The 22,336-nt window shown below is 68.9% G+C and carries 14 protein-coding genes; 11 read left to right on the top strand and 3 right to left on the bottom strand.

The genetic code is table 11. The annotated features are described in order from the left end of the window. Window positions 1-14 precede the first annotated feature (14 nt). From EJP67_RS24445 to EJP67_RS24455, 3 genes are all read right to left on the bottom strand, one after another. Window positions 15-2,174, bottom strand: coding sequence for a thiamine pyrophosphate-dependent enzyme (locus tag EJP67_RS24445; protein ID WP_126024309.1), 2,160 nt, complete (start codon window positions 2,172-2,174; stop codon window positions 15-17). Window positions 2,175-2,273: 99 nt separating this feature from the next. Then, window positions 2,274-2,879: a c-type cytochrome gene (locus tag EJP67_RS24450; protein WP_165909690.1), complete on the bottom strand. Its 606-nt coding sequence runs from the start codon at window positions 2,877-2,879 to the stop codon at window positions 2,274-2,276. A gap of 38 nt (window positions 2,880-2,917) precedes the next feature. Then, entirely contained in the window at window positions 2,918-4,132 is a 1,215-nt protein-coding gene (locus EJP67_RS24455; protein ID WP_206169551.1) for a PQQ-dependent sugar dehydrogenase, read from the bottom strand. Window positions 4,133-4,261: 129 nt separating this feature from the next. On the opposite strand from EJP67_RS24455, the gene EJP67_RS24460 reads away from it, so the two are divergent. From EJP67_RS24460 to EJP67_RS24510, 11 genes are all read left to right on the top strand, one after another. Beyond that, a complete protein-coding gene (locus EJP67_RS24460) occupies window positions 4,262-5,167 on the top strand; it encodes a LysR family transcriptional regulator (protein WP_240650783.1) in 906 nt (301 codons plus the stop codon). A 172-nt stretch (window positions 5,168-5,339) separates the two neighbouring features. Further along, on the top strand, window positions 5,340-6,119 hold the full coding sequence (locus tag EJP67_RS24465) for a sulfite exporter TauE/SafE family protein (protein WP_126024312.1): 780 nt from the start codon (window positions 5,340-5,342) through the stop codon (window positions 6,117-6,119). Between the two features lie 187 nt (window positions 6,120-6,306). Continuing rightward, window positions 6,307-7,923 carry a xanthine dehydrogenase small subunit gene (gene xdhA, locus EJP67_RS24470; RefSeq protein WP_126024313.1) on the top strand — a complete coding sequence of 539 codons (1,617 nt, stop codon included), beginning with the start codon at window positions 6,307-6,309 and terminating at the stop codon, window positions 7,921-7,923. A 2-nt stretch (window positions 7,924-7,925) separates the two neighbouring features. Further along, window positions 7,926-10,373: a xanthine dehydrogenase molybdopterin binding subunit gene (gene xdhB / locus EJP67_RS24475; RefSeq protein ID WP_126024314.1), complete on the top strand. Its 2,448-nt coding sequence runs from the start codon at window positions 7,926-7,928 to the stop codon at window positions 10,371-10,373. A gap of 192 nt (window positions 10,374-10,565) precedes the next feature. Next, complete coding sequence (locus EJP67_RS24480) at window positions 10,566-11,558, top strand: LysR family transcriptional regulator (RefSeq protein WP_126024315.1); 993 nt, start codon at window positions 10,566-10,568, stop codon at window positions 11,556-11,558. A gap of 75 nt (window positions 11,559-11,633) precedes the next feature. Continuing rightward, complete coding sequence (locus EJP67_RS24485; protein WP_126024316.1) at window positions 11,634-13,034, top strand: NCS2 family permease; 1,401 nt, start codon at window positions 11,634-11,636, stop codon at window positions 13,032-13,034. 113 nt (window positions 13,035-13,147) lie between these two features. Further along, window positions 13,148-14,686 (top strand): ABC transporter ATP-binding protein, encoded by a 1,539-nt coding sequence (locus EJP67_RS24490; RefSeq protein WP_126024317.1) that lies wholly within the window; start codon window positions 13,148-13,150, stop codon window positions 14,684-14,686. Beyond that, complete coding sequence (locus tag EJP67_RS24495) at window positions 14,673-15,833, top strand: ABC transporter permease (RefSeq protein ID WP_126024318.1); 1,161 nt, start codon at window positions 14,673-14,675, stop codon at window positions 15,831-15,833. The genes EJP67_RS24490 and EJP67_RS24495 overlap by 14 nt, the downstream gene beginning before the upstream one ends. A 2-nt stretch (window positions 15,834-15,835) precedes the next feature. Continuing rightward, on the top strand, window positions 15,836-16,756 hold the full coding sequence (locus tag EJP67_RS24500) for an ABC transporter permease (protein ID WP_126024319.1): 921 nt from the start codon (window positions 15,836-15,838) through the stop codon (window positions 16,754-16,756). A 49-nt stretch (window positions 16,757-16,805) separates the two neighbouring features. Beyond that, window positions 16,806-17,978 carry a BMP family ABC transporter substrate-binding protein gene (locus EJP67_RS24505; RefSeq protein WP_126024320.1) on the top strand — a complete coding sequence of 391 codons (1,173 nt, stop codon included), beginning with the start codon at window positions 16,806-16,808 and terminating at the stop codon, window positions 17,976-17,978. Between the two features lie 319 nt (window positions 17,979-18,297). Beyond that, window positions 18,298-22,335 (top strand): TOMM system kinase/cyclase fusion protein, encoded by a 4,038-nt coding sequence (locus tag EJP67_RS24510; protein WP_126024321.1) that lies wholly within the window; start codon window positions 18,298-18,300, stop codon window positions 22,333-22,335. Window position 22,336 lies beyond the last annotated feature (1 nt).

Genomic DNA, 22,336 nt, shown 5'->3' on the forward strand with positions numbered 1-22,336 from the left:
GGTTTCCTCGCCCCTCATGCCGGTTGCAGTGCGCGAACGAAGGCACCGCGCAGGCCGTGAAGAAGCCGCTCATGCCACTTCGGGTTCTGCACCACCTCGGCCCGGTAGAAGCTCGGGCACAGCGTGGCCGCATGGGCGTTCGCGCCGCACAGCCCGCAGCCGACGCAGCCGTCGATGACGGTGGCCACGGGGTCCACCTTCAGCGGATCGGGGTTGTCGCGCAGCGTGAGCGTGGGGCAGCCCGACAGGCGGATGCAGGCGTGGTCGCCGTTGCACACGTCCTCGTCCACGCCGTACTTCACGCGCACCACGCGCTCGCCCTTCTTCAGCAGGCTGGCGATCCACGGCTTGATGCGGCGCTGGCGCTCCAGCTGGCATTCGCCCTCGGCGATCACCACCTTCAGGCCGTCGAAGTCGCTGGTGAGCGCCTCGGTGAGCGTGCGGCGCATGCGCTCCACGTCATAGGTGGTCACGGTGCGCATCCACTGCACGCCCAGGCCCTTGAGCGTGGCCTCGATGGTCTGGTTCTTGTCGACCAGGCTCTGCTGCTTGTCCTCGGCGCGTTCCTTGATCTCGTCGTCCGGCGTGGAGATGATGTCCTGCGTGCCGGTGGCCGAGGTGTAGCCGTTCTTGAAGATCAGCAGCACCGCATCGTCGCCGTTGAAGAGCGCGCTCTGCACGCCGGTGAGCAGGCCGTTGTGCCAGAAGCCGCCGTCGCCCATGATCGACAGGGTGCGCCGGTTCATCATCGGAGCCACGCCCGCGCGGCTCGCGAGGCTCATGCCGTAGCCGAGGATGGAATGGCCCATCGAGAAAGGCTCGAAGGTGCCGAAGGCGTGGCAGCCGATGTCGGCGGCCACGTGCACCGGCCCGGTCTCCTGCTGCGCCAGCTTGAGCGCGGAGAACACCGGCCGCTCCGGGCAGCCGACGCAGAAGCTCGGCGGCCGGTTGGGCAGCGGAGAACTCAGACTGCGCGCCACGGCCTCGCGGCGTTCGCGGTTGCCTGCCAGCCAGGCCTGCGCCGAGTGCGAGGCCTCGTCCGGCTCGATGTACTTCGCGGCGAACGCGCCGATGCCTGCCGAGAGCACCTCCACGCCGTACTCGCCCGCCGGGGGCAGCATGTCCTTGCCGTGCAGCGGCGTCTGGATGTCGCGCCGGCGCAGCAGCGTGGCGATGTCCTGCTCGATGTACTCGGGCTGGCCTTCTTCCACTACCAGCACCGCGCGTTTGCCCACGCAGAAGTCGGCGACCTGCCCGGGCACCAGCGGGTAGGTCACGTTGAGCACCAGGATCGGGATGTCCGTCTCGCCAAAGGCGTCGGCCAGGCCCTGTTGCTGCAGGCTGCGGATCAGCGCGTTGTAGAGCCCGCCCTGCACCACGATGCCGAGGTCGGCATGGCGCCGCCCGGGCATCAGCTCGTTGAGGCCGTGCTCGGCGATGTAGCTGCGCGCGGCCGGGATGCGCGCATCGCCCTTGAGCTTCTCGTGCCTGAAGGTGACGGGCGGATGCGCGAGGCGCATGTAGTCGAAGCCGGCGGGCTCCTCCATCAGCGAGCGCGTGGAGACGGTGGGCGCGACGTTGTCCTTGCACTCGAAGCTGCCGCGCACGTGGCAGGTGCGGATGCGCAGTTCCATCAGGCAGGGCATGTTCGAGCTTTCCGAGAGGCGGAAGCCTTCCTCGACCATGCGCACCATCACGCCGAGATCGGGCCTCGGGTCGAGCAGGCACATGCTCGACTTGAGCGCGTAGGCATGCGTGCGTTCCTGGATCACGCTGGCGCCTTCGCCGTAGTCCTCGCCCACCACGATGAGCACGCCGCCGGTCACGCCCGGCGACGACAGGTTCGACAGCGCATCCGCCGCCACGTTGGTGCCGACGATCGACTTCCACGTCACCGCGCCGCGCAGCGGGTAGTGGATGGAGGCGCCGAGCATGGCGGCGGCCGAGGCTTCGTTGGAGCAGGCCTCGACGTGCACGCCCAGCTCGTCCATGTAGGCCTTGCCCTGGACCATCACGTCGAGCAGGTGCGACACCGGCGCGCCCTGGTAGCCGCCCACATACGCCACGCCCGACTGCAGCAGGCCCTTGGTGATCGCGAGGATGCCCTCGCCGTGAAAGGTGTCGCCCGCGCCGAGGCGCAGCATTTCCACTTCCTTGCTGAATGAAACTTCCAAGAGATTCGGCTCCGATGTTGAGGGGGTTGTTCGGGGTTCGGGGTGAGCCGTGCCCGCACCGCGCTTGTCCTGCGGGTGCCGCACGTCGGGTGATGGCGTCTATCTGGTGGGCGAAGAAGTCGGCTTTGCGGCGGCGCCGGGGAAGCGCGCCACGTAGTAGGCAAGGGTGTCCAGGTCTTCAGGCGACATGCGGCCCACCGCCTCGCTCATGGCCTGCGTGTAGCCCGGGCGCTTGCCCGTGCGGAAGCCCTGCAGGGTCAGCTGCAGGTAGTCCTCGTGCTGCTGCGCGATGCGCGGCACCTGCTGCCCGCCGGCCAGGTCGGCGCCATGGCACAGCAGGCAGCGGTTCTCCTGTGCCAGCGACTGGCCGCGTGCCATGCGCGCCGCGTCGGGCGGCGTGGCCGGCGGCGGCGCGGGCACGGCGGGCAGGGTGGCGATGAAGTCCGAGAAGCCGCGCAGGTCCTCGTCCTTCATGGTCCTGGCCACCGCGCTCATCGCGGGGTTGTCGCGCCGTCCTTCGCGGAACAGGTAGAGCTGCGTGATGGCGTAGAACGAATGCTGCCCGGCGAGCACCGGCGTGCCCGCCATGTCGCTGCGGCCGTTGGCGCCGTGGCACGAGGCGCACAGCTCGGCGTAGCGCTGGGCGTAGACGCTGCCCTTGGTGCCCTGCGCACCGGCCGGCGATGCCGCCGCTGCCAGGGTCATTGCTGCCACCGCGCATCGGAAGAGAAGGCTCGCAGGTGTCATCGGCCGCCGTAGCTGATGCGGTAGATGGCGCCGGCGTGGTCGTCGCTCACGAGCATGGAGCCGTCCTTCAGCACCAGGAAGTCGACCGGGCGGCCGAGGTAGTTGTTGTTCTCGACGAAGCCGGTCATGAAGGGCTCCACCTTCGCTCCACCCTTGCCGTCGGGCCAGGCGACGGCGATGTCGGCGTACTTGACGGTGCGGTTCCACGGGCCGTGGCGCGCGATGAACATGGCGCCGCGGTACCTGGCCGGGAACATCTTCCCGTTGTAGAAGGTCAGGCCCAGCGCGGCGGCGTGCGGGCCGAGCAGTGCGGCGGGCTTCTGGTAGTCGCTGCAGCTCTTGCCCCAGCCGAATTCCGAGTCGAGGATGTTGCCCTGGTGGCAGTACGGGTAGCCGAAGTGCTGGTCGGGCCTGGTGACCACGTTCAGCTCGTCGTTGGGCAGGTCTTCGCTGAGCCAGTCGCGGCCGTTGTCGGTGAACCAGAGGTTGCCGGTCTTGGGGTCGAAGTCGAAGCCCACCGTGTTGCGCACGCCGCGCGCCACGGTCTCGATGCCGCTGCCGTCGGGGTTCATGCGGAAGATGCGCGCATGCGCGTCGTCGGGTTCGCACAGGTTGCAGGGCGCGCCCACGGCGTAGTAGAGCTTGCCTTCGTGCATGCGCAGGTAGCGCCAGCTGTGGTCCTGCCCGCCGGGCAGCTTGTCGTTGAGCACCACCGGCGCGCCGGGGTTGTCGAGCTTGTCCTCGATGCCGTCGTAGCGAAGGATCTGCTTGTGCGTGGCGAGGTAGAGCGCGCCCTTGTCGAACTCGATGCCGGTGGCGAACTCGGTCTTGTCGATGATGGTCTTCGGCTTGCGGTCGCCCTTCTCGGCGATGGCATAGACCTTGTTGCCCACGAAGAGCGTGCTCACGAACACCGTGCCCTTGGCGCCCTGGCGCAGCTCGCGCGCGTCGAGCACGCCGGAGGCCCAGGTCTCGACCTTGAAGCCCGGCGGCAGCTTGAACTTGGCCGTGGGTAGCTGGTCGGGCGCTGTCGGAATGGGGAAGGAGGGCACCGGTGCCATGCGCGTGGCCGCTTCGGTCTTCGGCCGGCCCTTGGCCCAGCCAGGCTCTTCGGCCGGCGGCTGTTGTGCGGCGGCGGTGACGGCGGTGCAGAGCAGGGCGGCGAGCGCCGCATGCGCGCGGAACGCGCGGAGTGCACGAATCGGGGCCATGTCTCGTCTCCTTCTTGTCGTGGGGCGCCGGCCGGCGCCTTTCGAGGGGCGATCCGGACAGCGCCCGCCAGTGTGCGTGGCACCGCCGCCATGCTCAATAAAATGATCGAGCTAAGTAATATGAATGGCATGCATATGGAAGCGCTCGATCTCAACCTGCTGCGGCTCTTCGACGCGGTCTACCGCGAGCGCAACGTGAGCCGCGCGGCCGAGTCCCTGGGCCTCACGCAGCCGGCGGCCAGCCACGGGCTGGGGCGGCTGCGGCTGCTGCTGGCGGACGCGCTCTTCACCCGCGCCCCCGGCGGCGTGGCCCCCACGCCGCGCGCCGACCGGCTCGCGGTGGCGGTGCAGGCGGCGCTGAGCACGCTGGAAGAGGCGCTGCACGAGCCTGACCGCTTCGAGCCCCAGGTGTCGCGCAAGACCTTCCGCATCCACATGAGCGACATCGGCGAGGGCCGCTTCCTGCCGGCGCTGATGGCGCGGCTGCGCGAGCTGTCGCCGGGGGTGCGGCTGGAGACCATGCCGCTGGCGCCGGGCGACGTGGCGGCCGGCCTCGACAGCGGCAAGGTCGACTTCGCCTTCGGCTTCCTGCCCGGCGTGAAGGACACCCAGCGCGCCCAGCTGCTGAAGGACCGCTACATCGTGCTGCTGCGCAAGGACCACCCCTTCGTGAAGCGCAGGCGCAGCGGGCAGGTGCTGCTGGAGGCCCTGCAGGAGCTCGATTACGTGGCGGTGCGCACGCACGCCGAGACGCTGCGCATCCTGCAGCTGCTGAACCTGGAGGACCGGCTGCGCCTGACAACGGAGCATTTCATGGTGCTGCCGGCCATCGTGCGCGCGACCGACCTCGCGGTGGTGATGCCGCGCAACATCGCGCGCGGCTTCGCGCAGGAGGGCGGCTACGCCATCGTGGAGCCGCCGTTTCCGCTGCGCGACTTCACCGTGTCGCTGCACTGGAGCAAGCGCTTCGAGGCCGATCCGGGCAACCGCTGGCTCAGGCAGGTCATCACGGAGCTCTTCTCCGAGAAACCGTGAGCGGGCCCCGGGTCGGGGGCGCGGTTATTCTTGGGCAGGCGCCTTTCCTTGCTGTCCGCGCCTTCAGTTGCCCCCCCGATTGCCTCCGAATGTCCGTTCCGTCTCCCGCTTTCTTCCCCCACGCCTCCCGTTCCCGTTCCGCGCCTGCCGCCGCACTCTGAGCGAGCAGCCCGTGCAAGCGATTCTTTCCCAGGCCGGCCCCGTGCTGGTCTTCATGGCCTGCGTGGCCCTTGCCACCTACGCGCAGAACCTCACCGGCTTCGCGTTCAGCCTGATCCTGCTCGGGCTGGTGTCGGTGCTGCACGTCGCCAGCGTGAGCGACACGGCCAACGCAGCCACCGTGCTGAGCCTGATCAATGCCTGGACCTACTTCCGCGCCCGGCCCGGCGTGGTGCCCTGGCAACTGATGAAGCCGGCGCTCAACGGCAGCACCGTGGGCGTGATCGTCGGCCTGATGCTGCTGACCTGGCTCAGCGGTGGCGCGGTCGACTGGTTGCGCGGGCTGCTGGGCGTGTCGATCCTGGGCTGCGCGGTGCTGCTGGTGATGCAGGCGAAGCCGCTGCCGGTGGTGTCGGGGCGCGCGAGCTTCGCCGTCATCGGCGGGCTTTCGGGCGTGCTGGGCGGGCTCTTCTCAAGCTCGGGGCCGCCCATCGTGTTCCACATGTACCGCCAGCCGCTGGACCGCGAGCTGGTGCGCCGCGCGCTCTTGCTGATGTTCGCCTTCAACTCGCTGGTGCGGCTGGTGATCGTGGTGCCCACGGGGCACTTCTCGTGGCATTCGGCGCTGCTGGCCGGCTGCGCGATGCCGGTGGTCTACGGCGTGACGCGGCTGCATCACCGCCTGCCCAACAAGCTGCAGCCGCGCACGCTCAAGTGGCTGGTCGGCGGGCTGCTCGCGGTGGCGGGCTCGACGCTGGTGGCCACCGCCTGGGTGGCCATCGCGCAGCGCTGAACCCCGCCCGGGGCCACCCCAAAATCGCCGAGTGGCCCGGGAATTGCAACCCCCACGCAAGGGTTTCCCCGTACGTGGCATACCGGCCCCCACATACGCGTTATGGGCACCTGCGTATGCAAGACGCCGGACAAGCCGCTAACGTCCATGACTGACCCATGACGGGTCGCCCACGAGCCCCAAAAGCATGAGCACCGACAGCAGCAGCAAGATTCAACCGATCCGCTTCTTCCATCGCGGAAAGATCGTCGACGTCACCGGCGTCCATCCGACCCGTTCCGTGCTCGACTGGCTGCGCGAGGACGCCCGCTGCACCGGCACCAAGGAAGGCTGCAACGAAGGCGACTGCGGCGCCTGCACCGTCGTCATCGGCGAGCTGGCCGCCGACCCCCAGGCTCCCGGCACCGTCGACGGCCTGAGCCTGCAGACCGTCAATGCCTGCATCCAGTTCCTGCCCACGCTGCACGGCAAGGCCCTGTTCACCGTCGAAGACCTCAAGGCGCAGGCGCAGTGCCTGCCGAAGACACAGAGCGGCAGCAACGGCAAGCACCCGGTGCACACGCTGCACCCCGTGCAGCAGGCGATGGTCGACTGCCATGGCTCCCAGTGCGGCTTCTGCACGCCCGGCTTCGTGATGTCGCTGTGGGCCAGCTACGAGCACCACCAGGCCGAAGGCACCCAGCCCACGCGCCAGCAGCTGGCCGACGAGCTCTCGGGCAACCTGTGCCGCTGCACCGGCTACCGCCCCATCCTCGACGCAGGCCAGCGCATGTTCGACCTGCCCGCCGTGCGCCTCGACACCCAACCCGTGATCGCCGCGCTCACCGCGCTGAAGAACGAGGGCTTCGACTACGCCGCCCCGCTGGGCGCGCGCATCGACCACTTCCACGCCCCGAAGACCCTGGCCCAGCTCGCCGCCCTGCGCGAGCAGAAGCCGCGCGCGCAGCTGCTGGCCGGCTCCACCGACGTTGGCCTGTGGGTCAACAAGCAGTTCCGCGACCTGGGCGACATCATCTACGTGGGCGACGTGGCCGAGCTGAAGACCATCGAGGACCGCAAGGACAACGGCGGCGAGCTCTACATCGGCGCTGGCGCCTCGCTCGAGTCCGCCTTCGCGGCGCTGGTGGAGCGCGTGCCCAGCCTGGCCGAGGTGTGGCTGCGCTTCGCCTCGCCGCCGATCCGGCATGCCGGCACCATGGGCGGCAACGTGGCCAACGGCTCGCCCATCGGCGATTCGCCGCCGGTGCTGATGTCGCTCGATGCGCAGATCGAACTGCGCCGAGGCGATGTGGTGCGCCGCATGCCGCTGCCCGATTTCTACCTGGACTACATGAAGAACCAGCTGCAGCCGGGCGAGTTCGTCCAGGGCCTGGCCGTTCCGCACGCCGCGATGCGCCGCCAGGTGCGCGCCTACAAGATCAGCAAGCGCTTCGACTGCGACATCTCGGCGCTGTGCGCGGGCTTCGCCATCGAGCTCGAGGCGGGCAGCGACACGGTGAAGGCCGTGCGCCTGGCCTTCGGCGGCATGGCCGCCGTGGTCAAGCGCGCGGCGAACGCCGAGGCCGCGCTGGTCGGCAAGCCCTGGACGCAGGCCAGCGTCGCCACCGCCAGGCTCGCGCTGGCGCAGGACTTCAAGCCGCTGTCGGACATGCGCGCATCGGCCGACTACCGGCTGCTGGTGGCGCAGAACCTCATCCAGCGCCTCTGGCTCGAAACGCGCGCCGAGGACGCGCTGCCGATCGAGGAAACCAGCGTCTGGAGCGTGATGCCCCATGCCGTCAACGCGGCGGCGGAAGGAATCTGAACATGAACAAACCCATCGACGCCCGCCTGCTGCAGCCCGCCGAGGCCTTCGCCGACTACCTGGCCAACACCGCCGCGCGCATCGACGTGGGCGCCGAGGCGCTGGCGCACGAGCGCGGCATGCGCGTGGGCATCAGCCGCCCGCACGAGTCGGCCCACCTGCACGTGGCCGGCGAGGCCACCTACATCGACGACATTCCCGAGCTCGCCGGCACGCTGCACTGCGCGCTGGGGCTTTCACCGGCGGCCAACGGGCGCGTCACGGCGATCTCGCTGGACGCCATTCGCGCGATGCCGGGCGTGGTCGCGGTCATCACGGCTGACGACATTCCGGGCACCAACGACTGCGGCTCGATCATCCATGACGACCCGATCCTGCTGCCGGTGAACGACGGCGGCGAGATCCGCTACCTCGGCCAGCCGGTGTTCGCGGTGATCGCCGAGACCCGCGACGCCGCGCGCCGCGCCGCCGCGAAGGCCAAGGACGCGCTGACCATCGAGGCGCAGCCGCCGGTGCTCACGCCGCAGGCCGCGCACGAGCGCGGCCAGTACGTGGTGCCGCCGATGCACATCGTGCGCAGCGGCGGTGCCGCCAACGAGGGCGACGAGGCGGCCGTGCGCGCCGCCATCGCCGCGGCGCCGCACCGCCACAAGGCCACCTTCGACGTGGGCGGGCAGGAGCAGTTCTACCTGGAAGGCCAGATCAGCTACGCCATTCCGAAGGAAGGCGGCGCGCTGCACATCCACTGCTCCACGCAGCATCCGAGCGAGATGCAGCACCTGGTGGCGCATGCGCTGCACCTGCAGTCGAACGAGGTGCACGTCGAATGCCGGCGCATGGGCGGCGGCTTCGGCGGCAAGGAATCGCAGTCGGCGCTCTTCGCCTGCGTGGCCGCCATCGCGGCGCGGCAGCTGCAGCGCCCGGTGAAGCTGCGGCTGGACCGCGACGACGACTTCATGGTCACGGGCCGCCGCCACTGCTTCTGGTACGAGTACGAAGTGGGCTACGACGGCGAGGGCCGCATCCTGGGCGCGGAGATCACCATGGTCTCGCGCGCCGGCCACTCGGCCGACCTCTCGGGCCCGGTGATGACCCGCGCGCTGTGCCACTTCGACAACGCCTACTGGCTGCCCAACGTGGCCATGCACGGCTTCTCGGGCAAGACCAACACGCAGAGCAACACGGCCTTCCGCGGCTTCGGCGGCCCGCAGGGCGCGATCGCCATCGAGAACATCCTGGACTCGGTGGCCCGCGAACTGAAGCGCGATCCGCTCGACGTGCGGCGCATCAACTTCTACGGCAAGGCCGAGAACAACGTCACGCCGTACCGCCAGACCGTGACCGACAACATCGTCCACGAACTCGTGGCCGACCTGGAGGCCAGCAGCGACTACCGTGCGCGGCGCGAGGACATCGCCGCCTTCAACGCGAAGAGCCCGGTGCTCAAGCGCGGGCTGGCGCTGGCGCCGCTGAAGTTCGGCATCTCGTTCAACGTGAAGCACTTCAACCAGGCCGGCGCGCTGGTGCACGTGTACACCGACGGCTCGATCCTGGTGAACCATGGCGGCACCGAGATGGGGCAGGGCCTGAACACCAAGGTGGCCCAGGTGGTGGCGCACGAGCTGGGCGTGAGCTTCGAGCGCGTGCGCGTCACGGCCACCGACACGACCAAGGTGGCCAACACCTCGGCCACGGCCGCATCGACCGGCGCCGACCTGAACGGCAAGGCCGCGCAGGACGCGGCGCGCCAGATCCGCGAGCGCCTGGCCGAATGCGCGGCCGAGCGCCACGGCGGCAAGGCGAGCGAAGTGCGCTTCGCCAACGACACGGTCGAGGTCAACGGCCGCTCGCTGGCCTTCAGCACCGTGGTGGGCGAGGCGTACCTCGACCGCAGGCAGCTGTGGTCCGACGGCTTCTACGCCACGCCCGGCCTGAGCTGGGACAAGGACAAGATGCAGGGCCGCCCGTTCTACTACTACGCCTACGGCGCGGCGGTGAGCGAAGTGATCGTGGACACGCTCACCGGCGAATGGAAGCTGCTGCGCGCCGACATCCTGCACGACGCGGGCAAGTCGCTGAACCCGGCGGTGGACATCGGCCAGGTCGAGGGCGCGTTCATCCAGGGCATGGGCTGGCTCACGACCGAGGAGCTGGTGTGGCATCCGCAGAGCGGCAAGCTCACCACGCACGCGCCCAGCACCTACAAGATCCCCACGGCCAACGACTGCCCGCCGGTGTTCAACGTGCGCCTGTTCGAGGGCCAGAACTTCGAGGACTCGATCCACCGCAGCAAGGCCGTGGGCGAGCCGCCGCTGCTGCTGCCGTTCTCGGTGTTCTTCGCGATCCGCGACGCGGTCTCGGCCGCGGGCGGCCACAGGGTCGATCCGCCGCTGAAGGCGCCGGCCACGAGCGAGTCGATCCTGCGTGCGATCACTGCCGTGCAGGGGTGATGGCCGCCGTGAAAGCGGACAGCCGAACGCAGAGGACGCGAAGGTTTCGCGAAGGTCGCAGAAGGAAAACCGAAAAAATGTCTTCGGTCCCTTTCGCGACTTCTGCGCAACTTCTGTCTGCCTTCTGCGTTCGGCTGCCCGATTTCTTCCGGCGTATAACCATCCGCATTGCTCACTACCAGGCACGCGGCCATGAGAGACCAGGCTCTTTTCGACAAGATCGATCTGCACCTCATCCGGGTGCTTCACACCGTGCTGACCGACCGCAGCGTCTCTCGGGCGGCCATCCGGCTGGGCATGTACCAGCCGGCGGTGTCGGCGGCACTGAAGCGGCTGCGCGAGCTGTCGGGCGATCCGCTGCTGGTGCGATCCGGTTCGGGCATGGTGCCGACCGACGCGGGGCTGCGCATGATCGAGCCTGCGGCCAGCATCCTGCGCGCGGCGGAGATGCTGTTCTCGGATGCGCGCGGCTTCGATCCGCAGTCGGCGGCCACCACCTTCCGCATCGCGGCCAGCGACTACATGGACCCGCTGTTCCTGCCCATGCTGGTGGCGCAGGTCAAGCGCGACGCGCCGCTGTGTCAGATCGAGATCCACGCGCTCACGCCCGACTCGGACTACCACGGGCACCTGGCGCTCGGCCAGGTCGACCTGGTGATCGGCAACTGGCTCAAGCCGCCGGAAGACCTGCACATGGCGCGGCTCTTCGGGGACGACGTGGTCTCGCTGGTCAACAAGGACCATCCGGCGGTGCGCCGCGGCTGGGACCTGGAGACCTGGCTGGCGGCCGAGCACATCGCGCCCACGCCCATGCACCCGGGCGGGCGCGGCATCATCGACCAGATGCTCGACGAGCTGGGCCGGCAGCGCAACATCACGGCGCGCTGCGCGCACTTCGGGCTCATTCCGGACATGGTCGCCTCCAGCCTACTGGTGCTGACCACCGGCCGACAGTACTGCGAGCGCTTCGCTGCGCGGCTGCCGCTGAAGATCCTCGACTGCCCGGTGGCGCTGCCGCGCCTCATGTACTACCAGCTCTGGCACGAACGCACCCATTCGTCGAGCTCGGCGCGCTGGCTGCGCGAATGCATCAAGGAGGTGGCGGCGTCGCTGCGGCCTCCGGCTTCCGCCATATCAGGCGCCACGGCGCGCCCGCCCGCCGCACCTGAAACCTCGGATCCCTGAGAAAACCCCGTTCGCGCCGGCGTCGTGAGCGGGGCAACGATGAAACCGCCACTACAACAGCTGGAGACAAGCGAAATGAGTACGTTTGAACAGGCGCCCAAGGGCGCCGAGCCCCGCGCGCCGGGGCATGTCGAGTCCGCGCGCCCGCGCGCGGCTGTGGGCAGCGCAAGCGGCTCGGGTCTGCTTGAACGCCTGTTCAAGCTCGATGCGCACAACACCACGGTGCGCACCGAAGTCATCGCGGGGCTGACCACCTTCCTGACGATGGCCTACATCATCTTCGTGAACCCGTCGATCCTCGGCGACGCGGGCATGCCCAAGGGCGCGGTCTTCGTGGCCACCTGCCTGATCGCGGCGCTGGGCACGCTCATCATGGGCCTGTACGCCAACTACCCGATCGCCATGGCGCCGGGCATGGGCCTGAACGCCTACTTCTCCTACGTGGTGGTGCTGGGCATGGGCTACACGTGGCAGGTGGCGCTGGGCGCGGTCTTCATCTCGGGCTGCCTGTTCCTGATCGTCACGGTCACCGGGCTGCGGGAGCTCTTCATACAGGGCATACCGCAGTCGCTGCGAACGGCGATCACGGTGGGCATCGGCATGTTCCTGGCGCTCATCGCACTGAAGAGCGCCGGCGTGGTCGCCGCATCGCCCGCCACCTTCGTCACGCTGGGCGACCTGCACTCGGCGCCGGTGATCCTGGCGACGCTGGGCTTCCTCATCATCGTGGCGCTGGACAAGCTCAAGGTGCGCGGCGCGATCCTGATCGGGATCATCACGGTGACGGTGCTGTCCTTCTTCTTCGGCGGCAACAAGTTCCACGGCGTGTTCGACGCGCCGCCGTCCATCGCGCCGACCTTCATGCAGCTGGACATCCTGGGCGCGCTCAAGGGCGGCATCCTGAACGTGGTGCTGGTGTTCTTCCTGGTCGAGATGTTCGACGCCACCGGCACGCTGATGGGCGTGGCCAAGCGCGCAGGCCTGCTGGTACCGGGCAAGATGGAGCGCATGAACAAGGCGCTGCTGGCCGACAGCGGCGCGATCTTCGCGGGCTCGCTGCTCGGCACCTCGAGCACCACGGCCTACGTGGAGAGCGCGGCCGGCGTGCAGGCGGGCGGGCGCACCGGCCTCACCGCCGTGGTGGTGGCGCTGCTCTTCCTGGCCTGCCTGATGATCTCGCCGCTGGCGGGCTCAGTGCCGGCCTACGCCACCGCGCCGGCGCTGCTCTTCGTGGGCTGCCTGATGCTGCGCGACCTGGTCGAGCTCGACTGGGAGGACACCACCGAGGTCATCCCGGCGGCGGTGACCGCGCTGGCCATGCCCTTCACCTACTCGATCGCCAACGGCCTGGCCTTCGGCTTCATCACCTATGCGGTGCTGAAGCTGTGCACCGGGCGGGCACGGGAAGTGCATGCGATGGTCTGGGTCATCGCAGCCGTGTTCCTCTTCAAGTTCGCCTACATCGGCGGGCACTGAAGCAGTGAGCTGAGCGAAGCGCCGTCGGGCGCCGATGGTCGCGGGGACGCCATTAGACTCATGGCCGTTCCCGCTTTGTTGCTGTTGAACGAGACAAATCCACGAAACCCGGCATGACAACCCCCAGACTCCAGCTCGCTCACATCACCAAGCGGTATCCCGCGGTGGTGGCCAACAGCGACATCTCCCTGAGCGTCGCGCCCGGCGAAATCCACGCCGTGCTCGGCGAGAACGGCGCCGGCAAGTCGACCCTGATGAAGATCATCTACGGCTCGGTGAAGCCCGACGAAGGCACGGTGATGTTCGACGGCCAGGCCGTCAGCCTGCGCAACCCGCAGCAGGCGAGGGCGCTGGGCATCAGCATGGTGTTCCAGCACTTCAGCCTGTTCGACACGCTCACCGTGGCCGAGAACGTCTGGCTGGGACTCGACAAATCGCTGCAGCTGGCCGAGGTCACGCGCAGCATCACCGCCAAGGCCAGCGAGTACGGCCTGGACATCGACCCCTCGCGCCCGGTGCACACGCTGTCGGTGGGCGAGATGCAGCGGGTGGAGATTATCCGCGCGCTGCTCACCAACCCCAGGCTGCTGATCCTCGACGAGCCGACCTCTGTGCTGACGCCGCAGGCGGTGATCAAGCTCTTCACGGTGCTGAAGAAGCTGTCTTCCGAGGGCTGCAGCATCCTCTACATCAGCCACAAGCTGCACGAGATCCAGGAGCTGTGCAGCGCCTGCACCGTGCTGCGCGGCGGCAAGGTGACGGGGGTGTGCAATCCGCAGAACGAGAGCACGCAGTCGCTGTCGCGGCTGATGATCGGCAGCGAGCCGCCGCCGCTGCAGCACCGGCCGGTGCACGCGGGCGCGGTGGCGCTGCGCGTCGACGGGCTGTCGCTGGCGCGCGAGGACCAGTTCGGCGTCGATCTCGACGGCATTTCCTTCGAGGTGCGCGCGGGCGAGGTCGTCGGCATCGCGGGCGTTTCGGGCAACGGCCAGAAGGAACTGCTCTACGCGCTCTCGGGCGAGGACGTGCGCGCCGAGGCGCCGATGGTGCGCGTATTCGACAAGCCGGCAGGGCGGCTGCGCCCCCGGGCGCGACGCGCGCTGGGCCTGCACTTCGTGCCCGAGGAGCGGCTGGGCCGCGGCGCCGTGCCCACGCTGGGGCTCGCGCACAACCTGCTGCTCACGCGCAGCGAGGCGGTGGGCCGGGGCGGGTGGATCAGCACCGGCGCGCTGGAGCGCCAGGCCAAGGCCATCATCGAGCGTTTCAAGGTCAAGGCAGGAGGTCCGAAGGCAGCAGCGCGCTCGCTCTCGGGCGGCAACCTGCAGAAATTCATCGTCGGGCGCGAGATCGACGCGAACCCGAAGCTCTTCATCGTCTCGCAGCCGACCTGGGGGGTGGACGTGGGCGCGGCCGCGCTGATCCACGCCGAGATCCTCGCGCTGCGCGACGCGGGCTGCGCCGTGCTGGTCATCAGCGAGGAACTCGACGAACTGTTCAATATCAGCGACCGGCTGCATGTGATCGCCAAGGGGCGGCTGTCGCCTTCCATCGACCGCGCGGCCGCCACGCTGCAGCAGATCGGCGAGTGGATGAGTGGCCTGTGGCAGGGCGAAGGCAATAAAACCTCGGAGGCGGCCCATGCTCAAGCTTGAACCGCGTCCGGAGCTGTCCCGCTTCTGGAGCTATGCCTCGCCGATCCTGGCGCTGCTGATCACCGTGCTCATCGGCGTGGCGCTTTTCGCGGCGCTGGGCAAGGACCCGGTCAAGGGCCTGCTGGTGTTCTTCTACGAGCCCATCAAGAGCGGCTACGCCATCGGCGAGCTGATGGTGAAGGCCACGCCGCTGCTCATCATCGCGCTGGGGCTGGCGGTGTGCTTCCGCTCCAACGTGTGGAACATCGGCGCCGAGGGGCAGTTCGTGTTCGGCGCGATCGCGGCGGGCGGCGTGGCGCTTTTGGCCGACAAGAACACGGGGCAGTGGATCGTCGTGGCCATTCTGCTGGCGGGCATCGTCGGCGGCATGGTGTGGGCGGGCATCGTCGCCTTCCTGCGCGACAGGTGCAACGCCAACGAGATCCTGGTGAGCCTGATGCTGGTCTACGTAGCCACGCTGCTGCTGGGCTACATGGTCTACGGACCCTGGAAGGACCCGCACGGCTACAACTTCCCGCAGACCAAGACCTTCGAGGCGGTCACGCAGATCCCGCGCCTGTTCAAGGGCTCGCGCGTGAGCATCGGCCTCGTGATCGCGCTGGTGGGGGCGGGGGCGCTGTGGGTGTTCCTGTTCCGCACGCGCGCGGGCTTCGCGCAGCAGGTCGGCGGGCTGGCGCCTGCGGCCTCGCGCTACGCGGGCTTCTCTGCGCGGCGTGCTGTGTGGGTCGCGCTGCTTACCTCGGGCGCCGCAGCCGGCCTTGCCGGCGCGCTCGAAGTGGCCGGGCCGCTGGGCCAGCTCACTCCCTACGTGCCGGCGGGCTACGGCTTCGCGGCCATCATCGTGGCCTTCGTCGGGCGGCTGCATCCGGTGGGAATGATCTTCTCGGCCATCCTGATGAGCATGTTCTACATCGGCGGCGAACTGGCGCAGTCGCGCCTGGGGCTGCCCAAGTCGCTCACCGGCGTGTTCCAGGGGCTGCTGCTGTTCACGCTGCTGGCCTGCGACACGCTCATTGCCTACCGCATCCGGCGCAAGGCGGCCGCGAAGGCCGCCTCTTCCATGACCACGGCCTCGCTGCAGGCGAGCACGCCGATTACCGCACCCATTACTGCACCGGTCACGCGTGCCACCGAAGGGAGCAACTGACCATGGAGAGCTACGCACTCCTTTTGGGTTCCACGCTGAGCGCGGGCACCGTGCTCGCCATCGCTGCACTGGGCCTGCTCATCAACGAGAAGGCCGGCATCGTCAACCTCGGCGCCGAGGGCATGATGCTGTGCGCCGCCATCGCGGGCTTCGCGACGGTCGTCACCACGCACAACCCCTGGCTGGGCTTTCTTGCCGGCATGGCCGCGGGCGCCTTGCTCGCGGCCTTCTTCGGCGTGCTGGTGATCTGGCTCAACACCAACCAGTACGCGACCGGCCTCGCGCTGAGCCTGTTCGGCGTGGGCTTCTCCGCCTTCGCGGGCATCAGCTTCGTGCAGGCCAAGCTGCCGGAAAGCGCCTCGTACGCCATTCCGGTGCTGGGCGACATCCCGCTGGTCGGGCCGGCGCTGTTCCGCCATCACCCGATGGTGTATTTCGCGGTGGTGCTGACCTTCGGGCTGATCTGGTTCCTCTATCGCACGCGCGCGGGGCTGGTGCTGCGCTCGGTGGGCGAGTCGCCCGAGTCGGCGCATGCGCTGGGCTACCCGGTGCGGCGCATCCGCTTCATGGCGGTGATCGCGGGCGGCTCGCTGTGCGGGCTGGCGGGCGCGTATCTCTCGACCGTGTACACGCCGCTGTGGGTCGAGGGCATGGTGGCCGGCCGCGGCTGGATCGCGCTGGCGCTCACCACCTTCGCCACCTGGCGGCCGGTGCGCGTGCTGCTGGGCGCCTACCTGTTCGGCGGGGTGTCGATGCTGGGCTTCCACCTGCAAAGCAGCGGCGTGGACGTGCCGGCGCAGTTCCTCAGCATGCTGCAGTACATCGCGCCGATCGTGGTGCTGGCGCTGATCTCGCGCAACCCGGCTTTCATCCGCGCCAACATGCCGGCTTCCATCGGGAAACCGTTCTACCCCGGCTCATAATCGCGTTTTTCGTTTTCCCGCCAACCTGTCCTTTTGAGGATTTCCGACAATGAATGATCTGAACAAGCGCTCCCTGCTCAAGCTGGCCGCCCTCACGGCGGTCGCTTCGGCGGCCCTGATCGGCTGCGGCAAGAAAGAAGAAGCGGCGGCTCCTGCGGCTGCACCCGCGCCGGCCCCGGCACCCGCCGCGGCGGCTCCGGCCCCGGCAGCGCCGCTGAACATCGCATTCGCATACGTCGGACCGGTTGGCGACGGCGGCTGGACCTTCGCGCACGACAACGCCCGCAAGGCGCTCGAGAAGGAATTCGGCGACAAGATCAAGACCACCTTCGTCGAGAGCGTGCCGGAAGGCGCCGACGCCGAGCGCGTGTTCCGCGACATGGTCGGCCAGGGCAACAAGCTGATCTTCGGCACCACCTTCGGCTACATGGAACCCATGCTGAAGGTCGCGGCCGACAGCAAGGACGTGAAGTTCGAGCACGCCACCGGCTACAAGACCTCCGACAACATGCGCACCTACGACAGCCGCACGTACGAGGGCGCGTACATGGCCGGCATCATCGCGGGCGCCATGACCAAGAGCAACACGCTGGGCGTGGTTGGCTCGGTGCCTATTCCCGAAGTGCTGCGCAACATCAACAGCTTCACGCTGGGCGCGCAGTCGGTGAACCCGAAGATCACGACCAAGGTCGTGTGGGTGAACGAGTGGTTCAGCCCGCCGAAGGAAACCGAAGCCGCCACCGCCCTCATCAACGGCGGCGCCGACGTGCTGTTCCAGAACACCGACTCGCCGGCCGTGCTCAAGACCGCGCAGGAAAAGGGCAAGCGCGCCTTCGGCTGGGACTCCGACATGACCGCCTACGGTCCCAAGGCCCACCTGGCCTCGGCCACCATCAACTGGGCTCCGTACTACATCAAGGCCACCCAGGAAGCCCTGGACGGCAAGTGGACCACCGGCCAGGCCTGGTGGGGTGTGAAGGAAGGCGCGATCGACCTCGTCTCCATCGCCGAAGACGTGCCGGCCGAAACCAAGGCCAAGGTCGAGGAAGTGAAGAAGGGCCTGAAGGACGGCAGCTTCGTGATCTGGAAGGGCCCGATCCTCGGCCAGGACGGCAAGGAAGTGGTCGCCAAGGACGCGGTGGCCGACGACAAGTTCCTGTCGGGCGTGAACTTCTACGTCAAGGGCGTGGAAGGCAAGGTGCCCGGCGGCGACAAGAAGTAAAGCTCGCCCCCAGGCTGCGCGGACACTGCGTGCCCGCTGCGCCAACCCCCTGCCGGGGGCAACACCTGCGGCCCGGCAAAGCCGGTTCCGCGGTGTTCGCGAAGGAGCCCGGGCTGCGCCGGGCGCTTCATATACACCGAAAAGTTCTAACGACCCGCACATGTTGCGGGTTTTCTTTTTTTAAGGGGTTACCTACCTGAAACCTCTCGGCCTCCGCTAAAGTAACAATTAGTGTCACTATTGCGTGCCGTCGCAGGGCGGAACGCAGTCCGAGGCAAGTCCCGGAGGACCATCCACGCTCCATCACGACGAGACTGAAATGCAGGACGCAGTCACCAATCCCACGCACGCGGCGTCGCAGCCGAATTTGCCCGAGCCGCTGGAGATTCCGGGTTACGAGTTGCTGGAGGAGCTGGGCGCCGGCGGCTACGGCATCGTCTATCGCGCATTGCAGCGAAGCACGGGCACCGTGGTCGCGATCAAGGTCGTGAAGCTGCAGGTGGGCAGCCAGCGCGTGGCGCGCTTCCATCGCGAGACGAAGCTGTGCGCCTCGCTGCACCATCCGCACATCGTGCAGCTGCTCGACAAGGGCGAGCAGGGGCCCTGCGTCTACGGCGTCTTCGAGTACGTGCCCGGAGAAACGCTCACCAGCCTGATCCGGCGCAAGGGCGCGCTCACGGCCACCGAGACCGGCCACCTGATGGCCGAGGTGCTCGACGCACTCGACTGCGCGCACAGCGCGGGCATCGTGCACCGCGACCTGAAGCCCGACAACGTGATGGTCACGTTCACCGGCGCCGTTCCGCACGCGAAGGTGCTGGACTTCGGCATCGGCACCGTCATTCCCTCGAACCGCGGCGACGAGTTCCCCACGCTCACGATGACCGACGAGGCCCTGGGCACGCCGGCCTACAGCGCGCCCGAGCAGCTGCGCGGCGAGCCGCCGGGCGTGAAGTCCGACCTGTACGCGTGGGGCCTGATGTTCATCGAGTGCCTCACCGGTGCGCCCGCCATCCGCGGCGCCTCGGCGGCGGAGATCCTTCACCAGCAGCTCAGCCCGCAGGAGGTGCCGTTGCCCGCAGAGATCGCCAGCCACCCGGTCGCCTCCGTGCTGCGCCAGGCGCTGCGCAAGAAGGCGGCCGACCGCAGCGATTCCGCCGCCACCTTGCTGGCCGAACTCGGACGCCTGCGGCTGGACGACCTCGTGGGCGTGCTGCGTTCGGCCAAGCAGGCGCAGGACGAAGCGCTCGCGCAGACCGTGATCACCACGCGCGGCTTCTCCGAGAAGCGCCAGCTCACCGTGCTGTGCTGCAGCGTCTCGGTGTGGCCCGACGCGGCCGACGACGAGAGCGCCGACGAGGCCCTGCCTTCCGACATCGAGAACCTGGAGCTGCTGCAGCGCAACGAACTGGCCCTGTTCTCCGAGACCGCCACGCGCCGCGGCGGCCTGCTGGCGGGCACGCTGGGCGACCGGATGATCGTGCTCTTCGGCTATCCGCACGCCAGCGACACCGACGCGCGGCAGGCCGGCCGCACGGCCATGGAACTCATCGCCCTGAGCCGCCAGCGCTCCGCCGCCATCGAGCAGGAACACGGCGTGCACCTCGGCATCCGCATGGGCATGCACACCGGCATGGCGATCGTCGCGGCCGGCGAGATCCCCTCGGGCCATGCCGTCAACGTCGCGGTGCGGCTCGAAGGCGTGGCCGACACCGGCACGCTGCTGGCGAGCGAGAGCAGCTACCGCCTGCTGAGCCGCCACGCGAGCTTCGACAAGGCCGGCACCGTCACGCTGCCGGGCCAGTCAGGCGGCATCCAGACCTACCGCCTCGGTGGCGAGCAGCAGGCGCTGGCCTCCGACGGCTTCGCCGAGCAGGCGCTGCACAAGGCGTGCATCGGCCGCGAGGCCGAGCTGCAGCAGCTGCGCTCGGCATGGACCCGGGCCCGCGAAGGGCAGGGCGGCGCGGTGTGGATTCGCGGCGAGCCGGGCATCGGCAAGTCGTGCCTGGCCGACGTGCTGCGCGAGCAGGTCGCCAAGGAAGGCCTGCAGACTGTCGTCGCGCAGTGCCAGCCCGAGAACCAGAACAACGCGCTGACGCCGTTCCTCGCGCTGCTGCGCCAGCGGCTCGACGCCATGCCCGACGCCGCTTCGCCCGAGGCCCGCCGCGAGCGCCTGCGCGAGGCCCTGCAGGCCGCAGGCTGCGATGGCGAGGCCGTGCTGCCGATCTTCTGCGCGTGGCTGTCGCTGCCGCTGGGCGACCGTGCGCCGAGCCAGATGTCGCCGCCGATGCAGAAGGCGCTGCTGCTGCAGTCGATCGCGCAGTGGCTGCTGCACATGGCCGAGACCTCGCCGTTGCTGCTGCTTCTGGAGGACGTCCACTGGGCCGACCCCACGACCATCGAGTTCGTCGAGCAGCTCATCGCCCAGCTGCCGCAGCGGCGCGTGCTGCTGGTGCTCACCGCGCGCCCCGAATGGGTGAAGCCCGAGGCCATGCAGGCCGAGTGCATCGAGGTGCGCCGGCTCGAAGATGTGCAGGCCGCCGAGCTGGCGCGGCAGGCGCTGGCGCCGCGCGCCGTCGCGCCGCAGGTGATCGACAACGTGGTGCAGCGCACCGACGGCGTGCCGCTGTTCATCCAGGAAATGGCGCGCATGATGCTCGACGCCTACCTGGTCGAGAAGGACCACGTCTGGGTCTTCAAGGACACGGCGCAGCCGGCGGCGATTCCGGTCACGCTGCGGGACTCTCTGGTGAGCCGCTTCGACCGGCTCGGCGCCGTCAAGGGCCTGCTGCAGCTCGCCGCCACCATCGGGCGCCAGTTCGAGGCCGAACTGCTGTGCGCCTGCTCGGGCAAGAGCGCCGAGGCGATGGACAAGGACATGTCCGTGCTGCTCGACGCGGGCCTGGTCGCGCCTGCGGGCCAGCCGGGCAGCTTCATCTTCCGCCACGCGCTGATCCGCGACACCGCCTACGAGAGCATGCTGGTCGCGCAGCGCCGGCAGCTGCACCGCAACGTCGCGCAGACGCTGATCGACAGCCAGCCGCAGCACGTGGCTAGCGAGCCCGGCAGCGTGGCCCAGCACTGGGCCGACGCCGACGAGCACGCGCAGGCGGTGGCGCTGGCGGTGCGCCAGCTGCGCATCACGCAGCACCGCTCGCTCAACGACGAAACGATTTCCTACGCGCAACACATCGACGGCTGGATGGCGCACCTGGAAGGTGAGGCGCAGCGCGAGGCGCGGCTGGACGTGAACAGCTACGTCACGCAGGCCATGATGAACAAGTACGGCTGGGCGCATGCGCAGGTGGTCGACCGCATCGCGCTGTCGCAGGAACTGCTGTCCGACGAGGTGCCGCGCGAGAAGCAGGTGCAGCACCTGTGGACGCTGATCACCTTCCACCACGTGGCGAGCAACCGCGCCGAGGTGCAGCAGCTGAGCAACCGCCTGCTCGACCAGGCCGTGCAGCAGCAGGACCAGGGCGTGTTCGTCGCGGCGCAGACCTACCTCGGCCTCGCGCACTACTCCGACGGCGACTTCGAGCGCGCCGAGCAGTCGCTCACCGACGCCGTCGAGCGCTACAACCCCGAGGCCCACGCGCACCATGCGGCCGACTTCGGCTTCGACACCCGCGTGTGGGCGACCACCGGCCGCGCGCTGGTGCGCTGGTTCGCGGGCCACGACGCCGCCGCGCGCGCCGACGCCACCAATGCCGTGCGCTGGGCTCGCGAGATGTCGCACATCCCGTCGCTGAGCATGGCGCTGCTCTACCAGAGCCTGGGCCACCAGGGCCGCAACGACAAGGCGCGCGCGCTGGTGAGCACCGGCGAGCTGCTGGGCATCACGCAGCGCTACGGCCTGCCGGCGTTCCAGGGCTACGCCGAGATCATCCGCTGCTGGGCCACAGGCGACGTCGACAACATCGCGGCGGCCGATGCCTGGATACAGGCACTGTGGGCCATGGGCTGCCGCTATTGCCAGACCTACTACCGCGCCTTCGCCGCCGACACGCTGGCCGCCAACGGCCGCTGGGACGAGGCGCTGGAGCGCATCGACGAATGCCTGCGCATGACCGACGAGCTCAAGGAAGGGCTCTACCGCTCGGAGCTGCACCTGCAGAAGGCCCGCTACCTGCAGGCCGCCGGCGGCGACCGCGAGACGGTGGCCGCGTGCTTCGCGAAGGCGGCCGAGGTGGCGCGCGAGGGCGCCAAGCACAGAACCGAATACGAGGCCCTGGCGGCGATGCAGGCATTGGCGGATTCCGCCTCGCCGGACATTGCCGAGCGCCTGAAGAATCTGGCCGGCCTGCGGCCGGAGTTGCCCGCGCGCGTGCCGACGCACGCGCCGATTTCCTCTTGAA

Origin of the sequence: Variovorax guangxiensis, from assembly GCF_003952165.1 — a bacterium.
Lineage (GTDB): Bacteria > Pseudomonadota > Gammaproteobacteria > Burkholderiales > Burkholderiaceae_C > Variovorax > Variovorax guangxiensis.

Excerpts from the sequence above, each read along its gene's own strand:
- EJP67_RS24450 (WP_165909690.1), bottom strand. The coding sequence starts at position 2,879 with ATGACCCTGGCAGCGGCGGCATCGCCGGCCGGTGCGCAGGGCACCAAG.
- EJP67_RS24455 (WP_206169551.1), bottom strand. The coding sequence starts at position 4,132 with ATGGCCCCGATTCGTGCACTCCGCGCGTTCCGCGCGCATGCGGCGCTC.
- EJP67_RS24460 (WP_240650783.1), top strand. The coding sequence starts at position 4,262 with ATGCATATGGAAGCGCTCGATCTCAACCTGCTGCGGCTCTTCGACGCG.
- xdhA (WP_126024313.1), top strand. The coding sequence starts at position 6,307 with ATGAGCACCGACAGCAGCAGCAAGATTCAACCGATCCGCTTCTTCCAT.
- xdhB (WP_126024314.1), top strand. The coding sequence starts at position 7,926 with ATGAACAAACCCATCGACGCCCGCCTGCTGCAGCCCGCCGAGGCCTTC.
- EJP67_RS24480 (WP_126024315.1), top strand. The coding sequence starts at position 10,566 with ATGAGAGACCAGGCTCTTTTCGACAAGATCGATCTGCACCTCATCCGG.
- EJP67_RS24485 (WP_126024316.1), top strand. The coding sequence starts at position 11,634 with ATGAGTACGTTTGAACAGGCGCCCAAGGGCGCCGAGCCCCGCGCGCCG.
- EJP67_RS24490 (WP_126024317.1), top strand. The coding sequence starts at position 13,148 with ATGACAACCCCCAGACTCCAGCTCGCTCACATCACCAAGCGGTATCCC.
- EJP67_RS24495 (WP_126024318.1), top strand. The coding sequence starts at position 14,673 with ATGCTCAAGCTTGAACCGCGTCCGGAGCTGTCCCGCTTCTGGAGCTAT.
- EJP67_RS24500 (WP_126024319.1), top strand. The coding sequence starts at position 15,836 with ATGGAGAGCTACGCACTCCTTTTGGGTTCCACGCTGAGCGCGGGCACC.
- EJP67_RS24505 (WP_126024320.1), top strand. The coding sequence starts at position 16,806 with ATGAATGATCTGAACAAGCGCTCCCTGCTCAAGCTGGCCGCCCTCACG.
- EJP67_RS24510 (WP_126024321.1), top strand. The coding sequence starts at position 18,298 with ATGCAGGACGCAGTCACCAATCCCACGCACGCGGCGTCGCAGCCGAAT.